11 protein-coding genes are annotated in these 14,972 nt (G+C 45.3%); 3 read left to right on the forward strand and 8 right to left on the reverse strand.

What is annotated here, in order from left to right:
- Positions 1-56: 56 nt before the first annotated feature.
- The 5 genes from QUA44_RS21535 to QUA44_RS21555 form a co-directional block, all read right to left on the reverse strand.
- Positions 57-1,166, reverse strand: a complete 1,110-nt coding sequence (locus tag QUA44_RS21535; RefSeq protein ID WP_333254341.1) for a hypothetical protein — start codon at positions 1,164-1,166, stop codon at positions 57-59.
- Positions 1,167-1,729: 563 nt separating this feature from the next.
- Entirely contained in the window at positions 1,730-2,038 is a 309-nt protein-coding gene (locus tag QUA44_RS21540; protein ID WP_333254340.1) for a hypothetical protein, read from the reverse strand.
- 90 nt (positions 2,039-2,128) lie between these two features.
- The gene (locus tag QUA44_RS21545) at positions 2,129-4,537 is read right to left on the reverse strand and encodes an EF-hand domain-containing protein (protein WP_333254338.1); all 2,409 of its coding nucleotides are present in this window, start codon (positions 4,535-4,537) and stop codon (positions 2,129-2,131) included.
- Positions 4,538-4,690: 153 nt separating this feature from the next.
- Entirely contained in the window at positions 4,691-5,341 is a 651-nt protein-coding gene (locus tag QUA44_RS21550) for an RNA ligase family protein (protein WP_333254336.1), read from the reverse strand.
- A 105-nt stretch (positions 5,342-5,446) separates the two neighbouring features.
- Positions 5,447-6,736: an HhoA/HhoB/HtrA family serine endopeptidase gene (locus QUA44_RS21555; protein WP_333254333.1), complete on the reverse strand. Its 1,290-nt coding sequence runs from the start codon at positions 6,734-6,736 to the stop codon at positions 5,447-5,449.
- A gap of 177 nt (positions 6,737-6,913) precedes the next feature.
- Between QUA44_RS21555 and QUA44_RS21560 the strand changes: the two genes are divergently transcribed.
- A complete protein-coding gene (locus QUA44_RS21560; protein ID WP_006632109.1) occupies positions 6,914-7,267 on the forward strand; it encodes a metal-sensing transcriptional repressor in 354 nt (117 codons plus the stop codon).
- A 302-nt stretch (positions 7,268-7,569) separates the two neighbouring features.
- Here QUA44_RS21560 and QUA44_RS21565 read toward each other — a convergent pair whose 3' ends face one another.
- The gene (locus QUA44_RS21565) at positions 7,570-8,007 is read right to left on the reverse strand and encodes a helix-turn-helix domain-containing protein (RefSeq protein WP_333254331.1); all 438 of its coding nucleotides are present in this window, start codon (positions 8,005-8,007) and stop codon (positions 7,570-7,572) included.
- A gap of 1,089 nt (positions 8,008-9,096) precedes the next feature.
- Here QUA44_RS21565 and QUA44_RS21570 point away from each other — a divergent pair.
- Together QUA44_RS21570 and QUA44_RS21575 are read left to right on the forward strand one after the other, a co-directional pair.
- Entirely contained in the window at positions 9,097-9,741 is a 645-nt protein-coding gene (locus QUA44_RS21570; protein ID WP_333254329.1) for a pentapeptide repeat-containing protein, read from the forward strand.
- Positions 9,742-10,001: 260 nt separating this feature from the next.
- A complete protein-coding gene (locus tag QUA44_RS21575; protein WP_333254328.1) occupies positions 10,002-10,778 on the forward strand; it encodes a pentapeptide repeat-containing protein in 777 nt (258 codons plus the stop codon).
- 148 nt (positions 10,779-10,926) lie between these two features.
- Here the strand turns inward: QUA44_RS21575 and QUA44_RS21580 are convergent, their stop codons facing one another.
- A complete protein-coding gene (locus tag QUA44_RS21580; RefSeq protein WP_333254326.1) occupies positions 10,927-13,932 on the reverse strand; it encodes a GAF domain-containing protein in 3,006 nt (1,001 codons plus the stop codon).
- A gap of 370 nt (positions 13,933-14,302) precedes the next feature.
- Complete coding sequence (locus QUA44_RS21585) at positions 14,303-14,758, reverse strand: NADAR domain-containing protein (protein ID WP_333254324.1); 456 nt, start codon at positions 14,756-14,758, stop codon at positions 14,303-14,305.
- Between the last annotated feature and the right edge of the window lie 214 nt (positions 14,759-14,972).

The following is a 14,972-nucleotide window of genomic DNA, read 5'->3' on the forward strand; positions in this document are numbered from 1 at the left end:
TTGTTGACTGCTGCCTAATTTTATTTTTTGATTTTGGGGGTGGTTTTTCGTCTTCTTTATACCCCCTGAACGCTTACGAATTCTCTTTCATTAGACTTAGCTGGTTTCTTACCAATCAATTCATTTAAAGTTGGAAAATCGAGAAAATCTTTTATTTCGTTACTATTTAGACTAGATATACGTTCTAACATTTTATCGGCATCATTTTTAATTTGATTCCATGTTTGATTTTGTTTTTCTGAGCTATGATCCGAGCCAGGTCTACCAAGTACAGCCAAACCTATTGCTGTTACAAAACCAACACAAGCTGGTTGACTTTTTCTGAATAAATTACCGTCTTTAAAATATTCTTTTGAATTTTTATCTTTATATGTGGCTATAGCTCGATCAAATTTACCCAAATAATTTATTACTTCATAAAATATATTTGTAAAATTTGAATTGGCTGCTGATTCTATAAAGTCTTGTCGCATAAATTCATCTGCTAGCCTCTCCTGTAAGTCAATTTTTTCTTTTCTTGCCCCAAAAACCAAAAATAATTCTATAATGTTATCAGCCTGAAATTGTCCAGGTGATGAACTTCGCTTTTCGTCATTCATTTCCCAAATCTTGACGCAAGTAGATTGTTCATTTAATTCTTTAATAATTGACCTAAAAACGGTTTCAATCTGTCTCCTTATATTCCAAGGAACTTGCCCGGTATTTAAAACTAACATCCGGTAGGTAAGACTATTTACTTGAGAGGCAATCCAATATTCTATACGAATTTTGTTGTTACTAATATCTGTCTTCTTTCGTGCTTCATGTAGAGCTGTAGTTCTTTGCATTCCGTCGATAATAGAAATGCTATCACTATCAATTCCTTCCATCAAGGCTAAAAAGGAATCTCTATCTTTTAATGTCTCCAGTTTGTCAAAAGTATCTTTCGGCACGATTACTCCTAAGACTATGGGTGGAATTAGTGCGCCTGCTTCTATATCTTGAACCATTCTCTCCCTAATCCGAATAGCTGTTGTTGTTTTTAATGTATCTCTTTGTCCTTCTAAGCCTCCTCTATTTTTAAATGTCCTACTTACCATGTTGAGATAATCTTCAACACTTAGCTGTACCATAAAAGAGTAGCAATTTACCTTTTCATCTTTTAAAATATCGATATCTCTTGTCATAAGAATTTCTTTTTTTATTTAAATACTTTTTATAAATTAGCCCCTGCCAGCCTTAGATTTAATGCTATCTAACATTAGAGTAAAGCTTTTAGCCACCCTGCTCCTGCAAATATAATATTAGCCCATAATCTACCAGAATTCGGCAGAGGCAAAAATGCTTAAGGGATGTAGCCCTTGTCCTGCCGTTTGGATTGCTTCTGGTATGATGGCGCTGACTGTATTCCCTGCCGGTGATGAAAAATTTTCCATTGGGCCATCAATTAGAGTGGGGCAAAAAACCGATGGTAGACTCAAACTTTAGATTTCAAACCCCCCACACCGACTGTTGGGTAATATAAACCGATCGCGCCGTCCCACTCTCCAAATCAAAAATTGATACTTTCGCTCTGCACCTTCAACACTGCCATCTCAGCACAAGATAGGTTGTTTGTCAACACTTCTGGTAAAGGGGGAGCAAAAGAGGAGGTTTCACCGATCGCACTACTCGATAGATTCATGAAAAAAGTTACTCTTCAGATTTGATATTACTCCCAGTAATTTTCCCAATCATCCTTAAAAGCTTGCTACAATCTCTGCATATACGCATCAGTCTTAATCTTCACCATCCACAGATTATTAGCATTGCGGCCTCCCTTGCACACAACACCTTCATCCACACCGTATTTCCCCTTGCGAAGATCGTCCATAAACTTGCCCGTCAGTTTGCCGCGATAAATCACTCGCGCAATATTTAATTTACCAAAATCCTGAATAAACCGATCGGGAACAACCATACCGCCCTCAGTTTCCACATCAAAAAGCACCAGTTGTTTGCGATCGTCCTTTTTGTCCCTTACCGCAAACGATTTAGCACCAAAAAACTCTGCAAACATAGTAATTTCAGTGCAGTGATACTGTTCCTTCTCTCGAAATTTTGAAGAGGTAAAAAGTTAAGCTTTTAAGCTTAACTTTTTAGCTGATATCTAAGCCACCTCTACGAACACACCGCTGCGAGCAAACTCCTCTTCTTCAGGACTAAAGACGGGTGCTTGATCCACAAGGTCAGGGTCAAAGTAATATGTCTCTTGTAGGAATTGTCCGGTGACGATCGCCTCCTCCAACTCCTTGATGTAATCTTGGGCAACCAAGCAAGCCTCCTTGATGCCTTCCTCGTCCCTCTTATCCAACAGCTTTTGCAATGTTGCTCTCACACCTGTCAGTCGTGCCGCGGGCTTGAGCATACCGTAGAGGCGGTACATCCGATCGGTAGCAATGCTGATGTGTTTGAGCGCGTTGGCTCGTGCTAGCTCAGAGTCAATGCTGGGCCAATAACGAGTGGTGTAGAATGCTTTCTCATCCTTGTGATACCACTCCTCCGATCTCGCAATTGATGAGGAGACAGTATTGTGCAGCTTCCAGAAGAATAAGCGCAGGGAAGCGCCATCTACTACGGTGGACAGCTTCGCCTCCATTGATACCTCAAAGTCGTTCAGACGCGGGTCGCGCCCAAGCACGAGGTACTCCACAGGGTACATTTCCACCTCTTTATTCTGCACGACGTAGGCGTTGAGGTGGTGGCGACAGTAGGGGCAGGGATACATAGTGGCAAACAGCTTGAAAAAGTCCTTGAAGATTGCCACCAGAGTTTTTTGCTGTTGGGTGGTCTTGGTAGAGACGATTTCAGCCGTAGTGTGGAAGAAACGCCACACCGCAGGCCCAATATAGTAAGGGAAGCTAACGCGCATTTGTGAATTCTTGATTTCACTGCGATCGATATACACGTCAATGAACGATACATATTGCGAGAGTTCGCCAGACTCGCGCCCAAACTCCAAGCGTTCCCGCCGTTTCTGTACCCCATTCAGGTAGTTGTGCGTCAAGCGCCATGCCTGTTGAAGCATCAACTTCTGTTTTGGAGCGCATTTGGGAAAGCCTTCTGCAACATCCGCCCCATAGCGCCCAAATTCCCCTGACGCCTTGGTAGCTTCGTACCACTGGTTTAAAGCTGCTTCGTCAGGCACCGTGTTGAAGGGGATGTCTGCTGCTGTGCTGACGCTGAAGGCAGCTAGCAGCTTCGGCATAAAGTCTTCATACCAATATGCCACTGGCATCATCGCACCATCGATTTCCTCTGAGGCATCCGAGAGGATGACGCGGTTCCACTTCTTCAGGTACTCTTTTGGATCTCCCTCAGATTTGGCTGGTGGCGGTGCCATTTCCTCACTCAGTTCCATTTTTCTCAATCGGTTGAGTTCGTTGACGGCAAGCACACCCTCGGCGATGTCACGCAAGTTGAGACTTTTCTTCTTGATGGTGATGGCAAACTCGACTCCCGCGGCAAACTTTTCCTTGGCAGTTGCAGACTTACCCCGCGCCTCCAACATGGCTTTTTGTTCTGCCAACATTTCTGGAGTTTTTTCTATAGTCTTCCAGTTTTTGATGCGATCTTGCAGTCGGGCATATTCATCTTCGATCGATTTAACTACTGCATCCAGTACAGGGTTGCACGCCGACTCTACTACACCCAATCCTTTATAAAGCCCGATCGCACTCCTGACAAATTGTACAAAATCAACGATTCTGTATGGCAAGTTTCTCACGCGCAGGTGAGTCTCGTGGTTGGCGGAAAAACTCTCGCGGAAGCTGCGGTAGGCTGCTCCCTGGATCAGACGAAACAAACCAATCTGCATCTGCAAGCGGGAGGTACCGCGCTTGTTCTCAGCTTGTGGGTGTTGGGCGAGTAGTTCTTTTAGGCGTGCTATTTCTGGATTGCTATCGGTGGGTGCTTCTTCTAGATTAGGTTCAATAGTGGCAGAAGCTGCCTCATTGATAGCAGTTGCTGTAGTTGCGATCGCAGCGGCTGTACTATCTGAAATCTCGGTTGTCTGTGTGCTGACAACCGGAACGGGTGAGTCTTGATATCCGGTTGTGATCTCTGACTCATCCGGTACCAGTTTGCAGAATTCCTTAAAGTCAATTGAGGCATCGCCGTCATGGTCTACCTCTTTGATGATCTCATCGAGTTCTTGCTCTGTCAGCCCAAACTGGCTCATCACGCCGTGCAGCTCGTCTCTGGTGATTTGACCGCTACCGTTTTCATCAAATACACTAAATGCCATTTTGAGACGACTCTGGCGATCGCCCTGCTGGGACACCATCAGCATTTTGAATTCATCAAAATCGATACTGCCCGACAAGTCTACGTCCACTTCCTTGATCATGTCGCGCAGCTCGGTTTCGTTAGGACTCTGGCCTAGCGATCGCATCACTTGACCCAGTTCTTCTGATGAGACAGCACCGCTCCCGTCCGCGTCAAATACTTTGAAGGCTTCCCATAACTTTGCCACATCTTCTTCAGTCATGGCTTTTTTTTCAATCTCCACAGATGTCATAACTAAATCTTCCTTGATTTTTTTATTGGCTGTCTATTGATTATGACCAATATACTTTAATTCCTCATGAATTACGCAACGGTATTGTCAAATCCAAGGGGGTTGGCGATATCTCCCACTTTGGCTTGTGATAGTTCATCTATCACTTTGATATTACTCCCAATAATTTTCCCAATCATCCTTAAAAGCTTCCTGCAATCTCTGCATATACGCATCAGTCTTAATCTTCACCATCCACAGATTATTAGCATTGCGGCCTCCCTTGCACACAACACCTTCATCCACACCGTATTTCCCCTCGCGAATATCATCCATAAACTTGCCAGTTAATTTGCCGCGATAAATCACTCGCGCAATATTTAATTTACCAAAGTCCTGAATAAACCGATCGGGAACAACCATACCGCGATCGGTTTCCACATCAAAAAGCACTAATTGTTTGCGATCGTCCTTTTGGTGCATTCCCGCAAACGAGCTAGCACCAAAAAACTCTGTAAACACAGTAATTTCAGCACAGTGATACTGTTCGTTCTCTCGAAATATAGACTCTAACGGACTAGCAAAATCTCTCTTAAATATTTCAGGTGCTGTTTCTAAACCTGGATGTGCAGCATTAAATTCTGCAATTCCCATTTCATCCAAATCAAATCTACTGCGGCGCGTACCAAAAGCATACCAACCGAGTTCAAATTCCCAGACCCAATGAAAATTAGTGCCATCGTACTTTTCAAAAGCTATACATTGTTCGTTAGGGCAATTTTTACTATCTGGAATTTTGGGATATGCAAGCTGAATTCGTGTCATATAGAGGAAGGAAGTTCGGCAACGGATTATGTAACGGATGTAACGGATGTAATGCCGTCGGAAGAAGGAAAGGGTTTCTAACAGTTTCCCCCTTCTCCTTCTCCTCTAAAAATCTCTCAGTTGAGCAGTTTGAACCGCAATATCTTTCGTCTGGGCACCGCGGCGCACCTTCAGTTTGAGAATTTGACCGATTTGGCTGTTTTCCACCAAATTTTGCAACTGTTCGGGCTGAGTCACTCCCTCGCCGTCAATTTGAACGATGACATCTCCCTTGCGAATCCCCCCTTCCTCTGCAGGCGTATTTGGCACAACTCGCATCACTAACACCCCCTTAACTTCCGGCACAATCAAAGGAGCATTGGGGTCAGCATTATTCTCTCTGGCCATTTCAGGAGTCAAAGCAATCATCTGAATCCCTAAAAACGGATGGCTGACTTGTTCTCCCTTGGCTAACTGCGCGTAGATAGCCTTGGCTTTGTCGATCGGAATCGCAAAGCCAATACCCATTGCATCAGCTCGAATCGCCGTGTTGATGCCAATCACTTCTCCTCTGCTGTTTAACAGCGGGCCGCCGGAATTGCCGGGATTGATGGCCGCGTCGGTTTGAATGAAATCGAGCCGCTTGTCGGGGATGCCGACGGCTGCACTGGAGCGTTTGAGAGTGCTGATAATGCCCAAGGTGACGGTGTTGTCAAATCCCAGAGGGTTGCCCACGGCGATCGCCCAATCTCCCACTTTCACCGCCTCGGAATCTCCCAAGGTTGCCACGGGCAAGTTAACTTCCTTAGTATTAATTTTGACAACTGCCAAATCTGTTACTTCGTCAGTACCTTGCACTTCTCCTGGAAATGTTCTGCCGTCGTTTAAGGTGACAGTCACTCGATCGGCTTTATCAACTACGTGAGCATTGGTTAAAACAATCCCGCTTTTGTCAATGATGAAGCCAGAACCTTGACCGCGTAAGCGTTCTTGTCTGGGTGTCATGCTGCGTAAATCTTCTCCCAAAAATCTGCGGAAGAAGGGATCTTCCATTAACGGGTCGAGGTTGCGGCTGACTGTGCGCTCGGTATCAATGCGAACAACTGCTGGCCCGACTCGATCGACTGCCGCCGTCACAAAACTGCTGGTATCTGCCGCCACCGTCGCCGGGAGTTCCGGGCTTCGCAGCGCTAACAGTTGCGGATTCGGGGGGGTTGCTGGGGAACTCTGGGATTGTACTCTCTGCACGGCTGTTTTGGGCTGTTCCCGCAAGTTGGGCGGATTTTTGCCGTCAGCGGCCGAAGCGGGTGCAGCATCGATGAAGAGAGCACTCAGGGCGATCGTCATTCCTAAAATTAGGGCCAACCAACGAACACCCGTTCGAGGTGTGGGGCGAAAAAACTTAAATAGTCGCATAGCGTCAATCTTTGTTAGTCTGGGTTAGTCTGGTAAAGGTGTGCGATCGTGCGGACTCAATAATCTGCCACTATGAAGATCCTAAATATATTTTGACAGTTACAATACATGAGTCACGAGCCCGCACCAACTCAACATATTCTGAATTCTAACTTTTAAATTTCCCTCGTAACCCCAATGATTCTATCTGATACTTCTACTGACAAATCCTTGCCCTCAAATTCCCACCACCATCACGACGATAAATCAGTCCACCCTCACCATCACGATGAAGAATCGATGCGGCGGCTGGTAAATCGCTTGTCTCGGATTGAGGGACACGTCCGCGGCATTAAAACAATGGTTCAAGAAAACCGTCCCTGTCCCGAAGTTCTGGTGCAAGTTGCTGCGGTTCGAGGCGCGCTCGATCGCGTAGCGAGAATCATTCTTGACGAACACTTAACCGAGTGCATTGCCCGAGCCGCTAAAGAAGGTAATATCGATACGGAAATCGAAGAGTTGAAAGCGGCTTTGGATCGATTTTTGCCTTAGCCGCTGCCAATTTTTACATCCATATAACAAAACCTGCAAATTAGATTAGACAAAACTTCCAAGTTATGCTTTCTGGCTAATTTTTAAAGCATCTTTCACAAACACGGGAAAAGCGTCAAACCTTCTCCCCTTCACCCCCATTGCCACAACATATAATTTATATGATCCGCAGTTTATGAGAGCGAGTTTTCTTAAAAAAGAATTAGTCACGTTTGTCGGGATTACGCAACTCCTCAAAATCTTCCAAAGCTGACGGCAAACAATTAGATAATCGGTGCTTAATCCAACGTGCTATGAACTGTCTAGACTTTGGTCAGCTTGGCTTTTAGGTGGTATCTGACTGTTGCATAAACTGCTTTATAGGAAGCTTCAATGCTGTATTCCTGCTGCAACCACTCTTGAATTTCTCCATAGCTTTTAAAGCCTTCCTGGGGGTCGCTGAGGCGCATTGCCAAACTAGCGCGGGCCACAGGAGGAATAGCCGGCTTGCGGCCGCCGCTGTGCTTTGTTTCGAGGAGTCCTTCGAGTCCCTCAGAGCGGTACTTTCTCAGCCACCGCTGCACTGTAATTCGATTTACCCCGATCGTCATTGCCAATTCTTTAACTGTCTTAACGTGACAAATTTTGAACAGGTAAAGTGCTTGAATTTTTTGAAAGCCGCTTGCTGTTTTTTGTTCAGTTAACAGGTTTTTTAGTTCTTCAATTGTCTCTGTGATGCTAAGTTTACATACTCCAGCCATATCAATTACCTCACGATTCGCGTTCTACAATACCTTTGTTTGACAATGGAGCAAAAGCTGCTCCTATCCTAAATGCTGACCTTTTGTTTGCCCTGAAGCAATACAAAAGCGATCGTTCTCATTAAACTTTTTCCTTCCTGGAGGCAGTCAGACGCTCAGAAACCGGATTATTTTAACCTGGAGCAAGGTTGCCATGATTTTTTTGGGTAAAAAACCCGCTTTCTGGATCATTTTTGTATTTGATGGACAAGCGTCATTGCTAATAGTGATAGCAGTGAACCGCTCGACTGTAACATTACCGGCAATAGGTGACTCTTAAGGAATACCATTTATTCTCTTATTGTTAAACATTTATCATGGTTTTCCTGGTATTTATTGGTATTTTTTGCGAACGTATAAGCGATTTTTAGCCATTAGGTGCTAGCAAACAGGGGAATGTCTGTACACCAGTGATCGCATTTTTATACAGACATTCCCCTAGTCCCCGAACTGCATTTTTGGCTTTCGCTGTGCGAAAAATCCTTAGATATCAGCACTCTCATCGGTCAGAGCGGGTAGCGCCGAGTGACGTTGCAACCGACTTTCACAGCAAGCGGGCAAGTATCAGTGAAACTACTGGCTTTATCGCCAATTGAGTAAAACACGACGAGGGTGGCATTGTCAATTTCTCAGCCTTACAGTATAAGTATCGGCTATTTTTGCCCGCCTGCTGTGATCGAAAGGGGGGTTTCTATGTGATCCTACTAACCTAGGCTTGTGATCTTGGTCACAGTATTACTCAGTAAGCTCAACTACCCACAAAAAGTTATGGGTTCGATCGGACTTTCCACCTAGAATCTTGGGGATTTACTTAGGAAGTGCGATCGAACTTGTTGTTAATATTTTTAAATATTAATTTCTCACAAAAGGGAAAAGAGAAAGCAGCTTTGTCCTTCACCCTCACCAAACCATCTAATTTTTACTCAAACCTTGCAGATTGAGGGAATTTTCAGGCTGGGTCTGAATATTTCAGAACCGAAAATTGCAGAACATCCGGTGCAACCAGCTTGCTGACAGTATTCTTCATTTAAAAGGTGTAGAGAAGCCACAATGAACGTTGACGAACTGCTCAAGCTATACGCAATAGGAGAAAGAAATTTTAGCGGGGTCTACCTGCACGAGGTCTACCTCTACGAAGCAGAATTGATTGGAGCCAATCTGTATGAAGCCGACCTGATTGGAGCCAATCTCAGCAAAGCCAAACTCAACAGAGTCAACTTTGGCAAAGCCAATTTGTGCAAGATTAATTTGAGCAAAGCAGACTTAGGTGGAGCCGACCTCACAGAAGCACTTTTAGTTGAAGCTAACCTGAATCGAGCTGAGTTGATGGGAGCGAACCTCAGCAAAGCAGACTTGAGCGGAGCTTCCCTGATCCAAGCAACTTTAATTGGAGCCAACATATCTCGGGCCACACTCAGCCGTGCAGACTTGCACGGAGTAAATCTTTACGGAGTAAACTTGCGTAGGGCGGTGCTGACAGAATGCGATTTAATTGGCGCAAACTTGAGCAAAGTAGACCTTAGCGGAGCCGACTTAATGGGGGCGAGTCTAATTAGGGCAGACTTGACTGAAGCGATTTTAAGTGCGTCAGACTTAAGCGGAGCAAACCTGTTGGGAGCAAACCTTACAAAAGTTAACCTGAGCGGAGTATATCTTAAGGGTACAACGATGCCCGACGGCACGATTCACGACTAATTTATTTGTTAATTTTTATGGTTGCCGAGAACAGCGGCTAAAGGGTAATGAGGTTTTCATTACCCTAATTTATTGGCAGCGAAATCTTTATTTGACACTCAGGTAAGGCCGAGAACTTCAATGTAGGGTGCTGATGGCGCACAGAACCCCTACATACGGCAAGTCAAAAGATTTGTTGGGTGAACTTGTGTTATGGTGATTTTCAATTGCTTCGAGAAAAGCTATTTTAGATTTAATATTTTTGATTTTGGACGGTTAAAATGAAACTCAGAATCCTCGCTGCTGTAACGCTGCTGAGCGCGATCGCCCCGATCGCTCCTGCCGCCGCCGAGAACATCCAACACACGCAACAATTACTAGCCACCCGAGAGTGTCCCAACTGCGACCTCAGCAGTGCAGGCTTAGTTTTAGCCAATTTAACCGGAGCCAATCTCAAAGGTGCTGACTTAAGGTTGGCTAACCTCAGTCGAGCCAACCTTACCGGGGCTGACCTCAGCGGTGCCAACCTCAGCGGCACCAGCCTGTTTGGCGTCAACCTGACGGGGGCCAACCTCAGCGGTGCGAACCTCAGCGGTGCTGACTTGAGAAGTGCCTATCTCAGCGACGCCAATTTGCAAGGCGCTAATTTAACTAACGCGCAACTGCTCGGAGTTAGAGGAATGCCAACCAATATCGGCACCGCTGAAGACTTCTACCGGTTGGGAGTGCTGGAAGCTCAAGCCGGAAACTACAGAAACGCCATTGATTATTACAATCAAGCGCTGAATCTGAAATCGGATTTAGCCGCCGTTTATTTTGCGCGCAGTATGTCTCGCGCTGACTTAGGAGACTTCGCCGGCGCGACTCAAGACGCTGCAATAGCAAACAAACTCTTTGCAGATCAAGGAAATCCCCAAGGTCAGGAGTTGTCAAAGCAGTTAGGCGAAGCCATTGTTGCACGCCAAAAGCCTACGGAACCCCGCACTTCCAGCCGCGGCGACTTTATGAGTCTTCTCGGTTCGATCGGTTCTGTGCTGGTGAAGCTAATCTTGCCTTGACCAAGAATTTCAAAGGTGGTACCCGCCACGTGATTTATCCGTGGAATCAATCCAAAATCGAAAATCGAAAATCCTCCAGCCCCCGCATTTATTCGTGGGGTCGCCTCTAAAATCTAAAATCTAAAATCTAAAATCGATTGACGGTTGCCTAATTCAGGGGAATCTCGATCCAGAACTCTGTACCATGACCGGGTACAGAAACACACTTAAGTACGCCTTGGTGTTTCTCAACTACAATTTGGTAACTGATAGACAGTCCTAAACCCGTGCCCCGACCTACGGGTTTAGTAGTAAAAAACGGATTAAATATATGAGAAATTAACTCTTTGGGGATGCCGTGACCATTGTCTGCAATGCAAATTCCTACCGTTTTTTCATCGATTAATTCAGTGCGAATCCGAATGCAAGGGGATGGGAAATCAGGAATCAAACACTCGGTGGTTGCCTGTATATCTCCTGACTCAATAGGCAGTATTTGGGAGCTTAAATGCGTTGCCGCTGCACTTGCGGCTTTAAAGGGAAGATCCATAACTCGCTCTTTTTTCCCCATTTCTAGGGCGTCAAGGGAATTACCGATCAGATTCATAAATACCTGATTGAGCGAGCTGGCATAGCATTCTACTAAGGGCAACTTGCCATATTCTTTAATAATTTCTACGGTGGTGTGATCGGAATTGGCTTTTATCCGGTGCTGCAAAATCAACAGGGTACTGTCGATGCCCTCGTGAATGTCAACGGCTTTTTTCTCGGCTTGATCGGTTCTGGAAAAATTACGCAAAGATACAACTAACTGGCGGATGCGTTCAACTCCGACTGTCATGGAACCCAAAATTTTTGGCAAATCTTCGGCAAGAAATTCGATGTCGATTGCTTCGGAACACTCGCTAATTTCTGGGTTGGGATTGGGGTAGTGCTGGCGGTAGAGTTCCACCAAGCAGAGTAAATCTTTGGTGTATTCGCTGGCGTGGGACAGATTGCCGTAGATAAAGTTAACGGGGTTATTGATTTCGTGGGCGACTCCGGCCAGGAGTTGTCCGAGACTGGACATTTTTTCGGTTTGAATCAGTTGGGCTTGGGTATTGTGCAGTTCTTTGAGGGTTTTAGCTAGCTGTTCGGCTTTTAATCGATCGGCAGTTGCTGCATTGAGACTTTCTTGATAAAGTTCTGCTTGGTGAATGGCGATCGCAGCTTGAGTCGCTAAATGTTGCACCAATTCCTGTTCTGCTGTTTGCCAAACTCTCGGCCCCGAACACTCATGGGCAATCAGCAACCCCCACAATTGGGAATCTTTGCCTCTCATCGGCACAATTAAACTTCCTCTCACCTGCAAATCTTCCAAAAAATCGCGGTGACAGGGTGTTAAATCCTCAGTATAAATATCATTAATTGCTCGCACCCGTCCGGCTCGATAAAAGCAGTCTGAGCCTTCGGGAAAGCATTCTTGTGGAGATGTGATACCCAAAATTGACCGCCACTCGCCGCAAACAGCTTCGACAACTACCTCGCCCTGTTTATCTGCTGCAAATTGGTAGATTACCGTGCGATCGGTATCCAACAAAACTCTGACTTCTCGCACAATAGTTTGCAGTATGATTTTTAAATCTAAGGTGCTGCGAATCTGGTCTCTAACTCGCGTCAATACTTTGGCAAAGTCCAAGGATTTTTGCAATTGGGCGGTGCGTTCTTGAACTTGGCGCTCCAAGTTGGCATTCAGGGTTTGGACTTCTTTATAAAGAACGTACTGCCCAATTGCCGAACAAAATTGGCTGCCTATAGCTAAAGCTTGCTCAATTTCATCGCACTTCCACTCGGGCGACTGACCTTTTTTTATTTCTCGCCAGACTTCAAAGGATTGTCTCGGAAGGATTTGTGCAGCGCTGCTGTCAAAGCGCCCCGCCCACATTTTTTCGGTATCAATTGCATTGCGAAAAATGGTCAAACAGCCGACTACTTGTTGTTTGTAGTGGAGGGGAATTACCAGCAAACCCCTAATTTTAGTAGATTGAAAAGCAGGAACTAAAACTCTAAATAGAGGTTCTTTGTATAAGTTGGTAATGATCAAAACAGGGAACTGAGAGTTAGTAATTGTTGGCAACTTGGGAAGTTCTTCGGTATTTTTAAATCCTTTGGTGAGCCATTCCTGCCAGAGGGGATGAGCTTCGAGCTCCTTAACTTTTTCCCAGTTGGGAAGTGTCGGTTGTTCTCCTGTGGTGAACAGTTCAAAGGTAGCATCACTTTGGGCAGGGGCAATGGGAAATCCTCCTTCAATCTTGGGAGCAGATAACTTTTCACCGTTGATTTTCGGCGGGTTGAGATAGAGTCTGCCGCCGCTGCCGCCCAAAGCGGTGACGGTGGCTTCTAAACCCTGTTGCAGTTGAATGTTGACGTGACCGTACAACAGGGCTGCTATGCGGCTCACGGTGGCTTCCCGGGCGGCTTGAGAGCGGGTTTGCTGCAGGAGGAGTGCGTGGGCTATAGCGCTAGACAATTGATCTGATACGAGCTGAACTACTTCTAAATCTGCTGGTGAAATATTGAGGGGGGCACAGTGGTGAGACACTAAAAGTCCCCACAGTTCGATGTGAATTTTTTGATTGTTTCCTGGCTCGTATCGAGTCAGACAAGTCGCGGCATCGCAGATATCTGTGTTGCTGTTTTGCGACGCGCTCCTCCGGTGCAAAATCGGCACGACTAAGGAAGATTGCACTCCCATTGCCATCAGGTAAGCGGTGTGGCAAGGATCGAGCGATCTGTAGTGCATCTCTTCCTTTACTAAAGGTTGACCGGTGTCTGCAGCATCGAGGGGACTCAGGACGATCGTCCCTGAGTTAACATCTATTATTGTCCGCTGGCGCAAAGTGACATACATCTCCCGGGCGCGCGCGGGAATGTCGTCTGCTGGAAAGTGCAGTCCTTTCAAGGAAGGGAGATGGTTGTTATTAATTGACTCTGCAACAACTTCTCCACTGCCGTCAGCACTAAACCTGTAAATCATAATGCGATCTGTTTTCAAAAAAGACCGCACTTCTGCTACCGTACTGGTTAAAATATCTTCTAATTCTAGAGATTGGCGGATGCGTTCTGTTATCCGCCGTATCAAAACTTCTCTGTCTAGTTTATGATGTAATTCTTGCGTATTTTCTCTGAGTTGCATAAATCTCCTTTTGTACTTATACAATGATAATAAGAAGTTTTGAGGTGCTGTGGTCGCGATCGAACTCAAATGCCTCACCCTGAGTTTTTGACTCAACCGATCTGTACAATTAATCCGTCGCGCACTGTTGAGAGGCGACGGTGTATCGCCTCTGGCGCACAGGCGTAAGGAAAATCTGCGATCGCGCCGGTTTAATCCTTGCCTTCAACAGGCAGAGCGACTTAACCCAATAATAATTATTATTTTAATGCTCTTATAAATTTCTCGCAATCTTAAACTTTCACTATGAGAATTCTTCATTGTTAGGATAACTTGACATTTGTTGTATAACTTCATATAATGATAATTAACGAAAGAATTTGAGTTTCTATCAGCGCGCAAGGCGCTGACTAATTTCTTGGCGCACGCTCATCAGAATTTTACCCAAATGATTTTGACCGGTTCGATCGCAGCCACACCCCCAGTAGTAATCCGTTGGCGAATCCTCGACAATCACTCGATCCCCTGTGGCGAGGAGAATAGCTTGAATGTCTGTATGAGCGAGAAACTTAGTTAAAACTGCTTCGCGCATGATGTGAATTTTCACTGCTTCCCAATCAGCGCGAATCCGGTGGTTGGGATCGCGACCTAATTTAGCGGCTTCTTGAGGAGTTGCTACGGCTTGAATCGCCGCGACTAATCTTTCATCAGCGCTACCGACAAATTTTTGGGCTTGATAGTAATGTTCCACAGTCAACCAATATTGACCGTGCAGAGAAATGTCGTGTAGTGAAAAATTAGAAAAGCAGCCGTAAGGCTTTTCTACTTTATAAAAATAAATTATCATATTTATTTTAGATTGTACAGGATTTACGCATAACCTATGTATGTAAGGCGTGCATTGTGTACCTTACCGGTAGTATAAATAGGATGTAATATCAAATCGCGTTACATCGGAATTATGAGCGCGCTCGCGTCATCCACAGCGAACGGAGTGTAAGCTTTTGGGCATCTAAATTGTATTTTTGGGCTGGCTGCTAGAGTTCGCTCCACAATAATTT

This window comes from Microcoleus sp. N9_A2 (genome assembly GCF_036701775.1).
Taxonomy (GTDB): Bacteria; Cyanobacteriota; Cyanobacteriia; order Cyanobacteriales; family Microcoleaceae; genus Microcoleus.

What these genes read in the sequence shown, in the direction of transcription:
- QUA44_RS21535 (WP_333254341.1), bottom strand. Translation starts at nt 1,166, where the DNA reads ATGACAAGAGATATCGATATTTTAAAAGATGAAAAGGTAAATTGCTAC.
- QUA44_RS21540 (WP_333254340.1), bottom strand. Translation starts at nt 2,038, where the DNA reads ATGTTTGCAGAGTTTTTTGGTGCTAAATCGTTTGCGGTAAGGGACAAA.
- QUA44_RS21545 (WP_333254338.1), bottom strand. Translation starts at nt 4,537, where the DNA reads ATGACATCTGTGGAGATTGAAAAAAAAGCCATGACTGAAGAAGATGTG.
- QUA44_RS21550 (WP_333254336.1), bottom strand. Translation starts at nt 5,341, where the DNA reads ATGACACGAATTCAGCTTGCATATCCCAAAATTCCAGATAGTAAAAAT.
- QUA44_RS21555 (WP_333254333.1), bottom strand. Translation starts at nt 6,736, where the DNA reads ATGCGACTATTTAAGTTTTTTCGCCCCACACCTCGAACGGGTGTTCGT.
- QUA44_RS21560 (WP_006632109.1), top strand. Translation starts at nt 6,914, where the DNA reads ATGATTCTATCTGATACTTCTACTGACAAATCCTTGCCCTCAAATTCC.
- QUA44_RS21565 (WP_333254331.1), bottom strand. Translation starts at nt 8,007, where the DNA reads ATGGCTGGAGTATGTAAACTTAGCATCACAGAGACAATTGAAGAACTA.
- QUA44_RS21570 (WP_333254329.1), top strand. Translation starts at nt 9,097, where the DNA reads ATGAACGTTGACGAACTGCTCAAGCTATACGCAATAGGAGAAAGAAAT.
- QUA44_RS21575 (WP_333254328.1), top strand. Translation starts at nt 10,002, where the DNA reads ATGAAACTCAGAATCCTCGCTGCTGTAACGCTGCTGAGCGCGATCGCC.
- QUA44_RS21580 (WP_333254326.1), bottom strand. Translation starts at nt 13,932, where the DNA reads ATGCAACTCAGAGAAAATACGCAAGAATTACATCATAAACTAGACAGA.
- QUA44_RS21585 (WP_333254324.1), bottom strand. Translation starts at nt 14,758, where the DNA reads ATGATAATTTATTTTTATAAAGTAGAAAAGCCTTACGGCTGCTTTTCT.